We start from the raw sequence: 5,557 nt of genomic DNA, 5'->3' as shown, positions 1-5,557 counted from the left end.
ATATAGTTTAAATGAAATAATTAAAAATTTAATAAAATTAATTTTTATAATTTTAAAATTTATACAAAAAACATATATTAACTATTAATAATTATATAAAAAGATTTATTAAAATTAAATTAAATAATCCAATATAATTATAAAAAATAAAGGATAAAGAATAATGTTTACAATTACTAGAATACCACTTACATTAATAGCTATAATTTGTGGATTAGTTTCTTGGTTTCTAACTAGAACACTAATGCCACATTTGATTAAAAGATTAGAAAAAGCAAATATCGTTGGAAAAGATATTCATAAATCTATGAAACCATTAGTTGCAGAAATGGGTGGATTAGGAATATTATTTGGTTATATCATAGGTATATTTATAGGAATATTACTACATCCTACTTTAACATTTGAATTATCAATTGCACTTGTTGTAATATTACTTGTAGGTATGATTGGAATGGTAGATGACATACTTGCATTAAATTCATATGAAAAATTAATTTTACTCTTTTTAGCAGGTTTACCATTAATATGGATTGCACCAGAAAATACTGGAATATTCTATTTAATATTAATACCAATTATTGTTTCAATAGCAAGTAATCTTACAAATATGCTTGCAGGATTAAATGGTATTGAATCTGGTCTTGGAATTATTTCAATGATATCTCTTACCATATCCTGTTTAATTCTTGGAAAATATGATGTTACTATATTAAGTATGAGTTTACTTGGTTCACTTATAGCATTTTTATATTATAATAAAGCTCCTGCAAAAGTATTCCCTGGAGATACTGGAACATTAATAATCGGTGCTACAATTGCAGTAATTGCACTTATAGGACGTGTAAAACTTGTTGCAACCATAATAATGCTTCCAAATATAATAGATGCTGCACTTAAATTTTATAGTGCTGGAGTAATGAATAGATCACAACAAAAACCTACTCAAATAAATGAAAATGAAGAATTAGTAAGACCTGAAACTGGATTTAAATCAATGATTAGATTAGTTTTAAGACATCCGATTAAAGAAAAAAACGCAGTTAGAATTATTTGGGGAATTGGTATAATATTTGGTATACTTGGTATTATTGTTGCTATATACATGCCAATTATAACCGGTAATGGATCACTTGAACATATTTTAAAAATTAAAGAATTTATATATACTTTTAATTTTTAAATATTTTTAATTTTTAATACAAAAAATAAAATTTAAATATATATTTTAACTATATTACTAAAAAAAACTATTTTTACCAAAATAAACTATAAATTTTAAAATAATAAAATAAAATTTAAAAAATATAAAGTACTAGGAGATTAAACCCAATTTACATCTTCAGTTCTATATACAAATCTATTAGAATAACAAATATTGTAATAAGGTGCATCAGTTTTATCTTCATTATGAAAACCATAAACTATTGATCGCCTTATACGATTATTTATTATCTGACTTAAAGTAGATTTTTCAGTGTTTGAAAGATTAAAATCAGATGTAGCTGTAACTTTTATTTCAATATTTATCTTTTTAAAACTAGAATTATAATTACTTTTATAATAATCAATTTTTAATATTTTAATCCTTTTTGGATTAAATAAGTGTCTATTTGAATATAAACTATTATACTCTTTTATGGAATAAATAGATATACTATCAACTAAAGTTCCTTCATAAGCTCCAGATTTTGCACAATTTAATGCAATATTTAATTCATTTTCTTCAGATATTAATTGAACACTAATTAAAATAATCATAATTACAATAATAAAAAGAAAAATATATTCTATATACAACTGTCCTTTATTATCCAAAATAAACACCAAAGAATTTTAATTAAAATATAAACTCATTAAAAAAAATCTAAGAAACACGATAAAACATAACATAAGTAATATTTTTATTATCAACTATTTTAGTTAATTTATAAGAAGATCCTAAATTCATTAAAAAATAAATAGGAGTTCCACCACTTTTTGTTCTAATATTAATTGGAGAAATAGCTGATTCACCTCTATTAAACTTATCATAAACATTAACATTATACCTTGAAACTTTAATATAATAAGGATAACCTACAACATCAGATTTTAAATGAATTATTTTAGAATAACCAATTTCATTAGAGGATACAGAATTTATACAAACTGAAATATTATCTGCTATTAATCTTTCTTCTACATTCTCTTTAATTGTAAATACATTAGATAAACTTGAATATAAAAATCCAAATAATAAGCTTGTAATAATAATAAAAAGGATTATAGAAAATAAAAAATCTAATGATATTATACCTTGATTATCTTTTAAATTCATTAAATATTTTAAGAGATTAAAAATTATAAAAATTTTAATAAACTAAACTAAAAAAATAGGTTCTATTAAAAATTTATATTAAATTTAAAAATAATTTTAAAATTAAAACTTAATTTAAAATTAAAATAGCTAAAATTGTAAAAAATAGTTAATTATCTAAAAATAAGAGAAAACAGTAAAAAAATATAAATAAACACTTAAAAATCTAAAAATAAGAGAAAACAGTAAAAATAGTTTATATAAAAAAATATTCAAAATAGTATAAAAATAAGAATTATGAAGTTTATAATGCTTCATTAATTCTATCTTCAATAATGCCGAAAATTCTTTCATCAATTCCTAAAGGTTCAGTTAAAACAATTTCCCCATCAAAATCAACAGTTTCTATATTATGATGATGGTGATGATGCTCATGATCTTCATCATGATGTTCATGATTCTTTTCTTCAACTTTAGATTCTAATCCTAAAATTTTAGGAATATCTTTTTTAGTATGTACTCCATCAGCAACAAAAACAGGAACAACAATGATTTTATCTAAATCTCCTCTTGATTTTAAGGTTTCGAAAGCATCAGGAATAGAAGGTTTTCTAATTTCCATAAAACCTACTTCAACAATTGCATCAGGATGATTTTTAGTATACATATCTTTATAAGCATTAATTACTATTGCTCCATCTTCTAATCTACTTCCATGTGAAAGAAGTAAAATTCCAGTTTTATTTTCATTCATCATATCACATAATTTATTTTATTAAAAGTTTAATAATATTTTGAAATTAGTTAATACAAATATTATTATATAATAATACTATTGTATATTAGCTTTTAAATACTTTTTTAATAAAATCTAATAAAAATAAAAAGAAGTATTACTTTTATTAGGTTTTAAGAGTTTAAGTAATAATTATTAATATTAAAAATTACTTTTATTAAATTTTAAAAGTAATAATAATTCATTTTTAAAAGTTTATAAAAATTTTATAATATTTATTAATTTATTATAAAGTATTTACTGTAATCTAAATTTAGAATAATTTTTATTTATATTAAATGTTTGATTTTTAGTATTCTCCTTATCAATACCATAATTTAGTAATAATGAAGAATTAAGCACTACAATAATAGAACCTATATTATGAATAAGTGCACCTATTACAGGATCAATAATTCCTAAAATAGCTAAAAACATTGCAGCAAAATTAATAGTTAATGAAATAGCAATATTAATATTTATTTTATTTAATGTTTTTCTAGATATTTCAAATAAATGAGGTATATATTTAATATCATCATTTACAAGAGTAATATCAGATGCATTAACTGTAATATCACTTCCAATTCCACCCATAGCAATACCTACATCAGCTTTTTTAAGTGCAGGTCCATCATTAATACCATCCCCAATTACAGCAATTTTTTTACCTGATTTTTGATAATCACTTATTACATTAATTTTATCTGTTGGCATACAATTTGACTTAAAATTTAATATATCAACTTGTGAAGCAATATCTTCAGCAGTTTTATAATTATCTCCTGTAAGCATTATTGAATTTACATTTAACTCTTTTAATTTATTAATTACAGATTTTGAATCTGATCTTAATATATCTAAAAGAACAATAGCACCTAAGAACTTATTTTCAGTAGAAATATAAATAATACTTGATGCTTTACTAGTATATCTAGAGTGTACTACTTCCTTAGGAATATTAACAAATTTTGAAATAAAATCTTTTTTACCAATAAATATCTCATTTTTATTATCATTACTATTATTATTTAATTTTAGATTTAGATCTTCATCAAGTAATCTTCCACTAATACCTTGACTTAAAATCATTTGAAAATTATCTGTTTTTAAATAATTCATATCATAATCTTTTTTAAATGTTTCTATAATAGATTTAGCAATAGGATGTTCTGAATTTTTTTCTAAAGATGCACAAATAGAAATTAATTCATCTTTTCTAATATTACCATGTGGTAAAATATCTACAACTTTTGGTTTTCCATAAGTTAAAGTTCCAGTTTTATCAAATGCAATATTCTTAATTTTAGATAATACTTCAATTGTTTCACCATTTCTTACTAAAATACCAAATTTACTAAGGTTACCATTTGCTGCTACAATAGCAGTTGGTGTTGCAAGTACTAAACCACATGGACAAAATACAACAAGTACAGTAACAGCACGTATAACTTGACCAGTTACAAACCATGTTGATAAAGCCATAATAAAAGCAATAACTACAATCCATGTAGCCCATTTATCTACTTGTCTTACAATTTCTGCATTTTCAGGTTTTGATTCTTCAATAAGTCTAATAAGATTTTGAATAGAACTATTTTTTCCTTCTTTTAATGCTTTCATATAAAAAGTACCAAATGTGTTAATAGTTCCACTAAAAATTTCAGAATTTATTTTTTTATCTTGAGGAATACTTTCTCCAGTTAACGGAGATTCATCTATAGTAGTACTACCTTTTATCACAACACCATCAACAGGAATTGTTTCACCGGGTAAAACTTTTAATATATCCCCAACTTTAACAGCATCAATATCTGTAAAAACCTCTTCTTCATTAGTTTTATTATAATTAAGAATAATTCTAGTATCAATTGGATTTAAATCATATAATTCTTTCATACTACTTTCTGTTTTATTAACAATGTAATCTTCAAGGAATCCTCCAATTGCCATAATTACAGAAATTACACCTGCTGCAAACACTTCACCAATAATTATTGATGAAATAATACCTATAGATACAAGTACATCTGCTTTAATATCATGATTAAAAACAAGTCCAATAATTGCATCTTTTATAATTGGAATACCACATAATAATATTCCAACCCATGCAAAATCAAATAAACCTATTTTTATTTTTAAAAAACTTAAAAGAATTGAAAAGACTGAAATTAATATAATTATTCCATTTCTTTTATATTCATTTGCTATTAATTCTCTTACATTCATTTTAATCACTAAATAAAAATCAATTATTCAAATGAATTTAATAAAATTTATAAATTATTAAAGTTTACTTTAATCAAAATAAATTAAACTTAAAATATTGATTTATTTCAATAAATAATAACAATTATAAAATTATATTAAATTAGATTTAATTTAAATTAAAAATAAATAAAATAAAATTAAAATAAACCTCTATTTAACAAATAATCTAATATAATATAATATAAAAAATAGTATATAAAGTTTATTGG

At 21.6% G+C, this 5,557-nt stretch carries 5 protein-coding genes; 1 reads left to right on the top strand and 4 read right to left on the bottom strand.

Annotation, left to right across the window (positions count from 1 at the left end):
* Positions 1 to 163 precede the first annotated feature (163 nt).
* Positions 164 to 1,183: a glycosyltransferase 4 family protein gene (locus BGI41_RS06430; RefSeq protein ID WP_088539643.1), complete on the top strand. Its 1,020-nt coding sequence runs from the start codon at positions 164 to 166 to the stop codon at positions 1,181 to 1,183.
* Positions 1,184 to 1,323: 140 nt separating this feature from the next.
* Here BGI41_RS06430 and BGI41_RS06425 read toward each other — a convergent pair whose 3' ends face one another.
* The 4 genes from BGI41_RS06425 to BGI41_RS06405 all read right to left on the bottom strand — a co-directional run bounded on the left by BGI41_RS06425 (position 1,324) and on the right by BGI41_RS06405 (position 5,306).
* Positions 1,324 to 1,818 (bottom strand): hypothetical protein, encoded by a 495-nt coding sequence (locus tag BGI41_RS06425; RefSeq protein WP_088539642.1) that lies wholly within the window; start codon positions 1,816 to 1,818, stop codon positions 1,324 to 1,326.
* A gap of 49 nt (positions 1,819 to 1,867) precedes the next feature.
* Positions 1,868 to 2,320 carry a hypothetical protein gene (locus BGI41_RS06420; protein WP_088539640.1) on the bottom strand — a complete coding sequence of 151 codons (453 nt, stop codon included), beginning with the start codon at positions 2,318 to 2,320 and terminating at the stop codon, positions 1,868 to 1,870.
* Between the two features lie 283 nt (positions 2,321 to 2,603).
* Positions 2,604 to 3,053, bottom strand: coding sequence for a sirohydrochlorin nickelochelatase (cfbA, locus tag BGI41_RS06415; protein ID WP_369829837.1), 450 nt, complete (start codon positions 3,051 to 3,053; stop codon positions 2,604 to 2,606).
* Between the two features lie 279 nt (positions 3,054 to 3,332).
* Complete coding sequence (locus tag BGI41_RS06405; protein WP_198945427.1) at positions 3,333 to 5,306, bottom strand: cation-translocating P-type ATPase; 1,974 nt, start codon at positions 5,304 to 5,306, stop codon at positions 3,333 to 3,335.
* Positions 5,307 to 5,557: the final 251 nt, after the last annotated feature.

Source organism: Methanobrevibacter sp. 87.7 (genome assembly GCF_002208625.1).
GTDB lineage: Archaea > Methanobacteriota > Methanobacteria > Methanobacteriales > Methanobacteriaceae > Methanarmilla.
Note: the sequence above shows the minus strand (reverse complement) of the source record. Positions and strands in the feature narration are given on the sequence as shown.

Excerpts from the sequence above, each read along its gene's own strand:
- BGI41_RS06430 (WP_088539643.1), top strand. The coding sequence starts at position 164 with ATGTTTACAATTACTAGAATACCACTTACATTAATAGCTATAATTTGT.
- BGI41_RS06420 (WP_088539640.1), bottom strand. The coding sequence starts at position 2,320 with ATGAATTTAAAAGATAATCAAGGTATAATATCATTAGATTTTTTATTT.
- cfbA (WP_369829837.1), bottom strand. The coding sequence starts at position 3,053 with ATGAATGAAAATAAAACTGGAATTTTACTTCTTTCACATGGAAGTAGA.
- BGI41_RS06405 (WP_198945427.1), bottom strand. The coding sequence starts at position 5,306 with ATGAATGTAAGAGAATTAATAGCAAATGAATATAAAAGAAATGGAATA.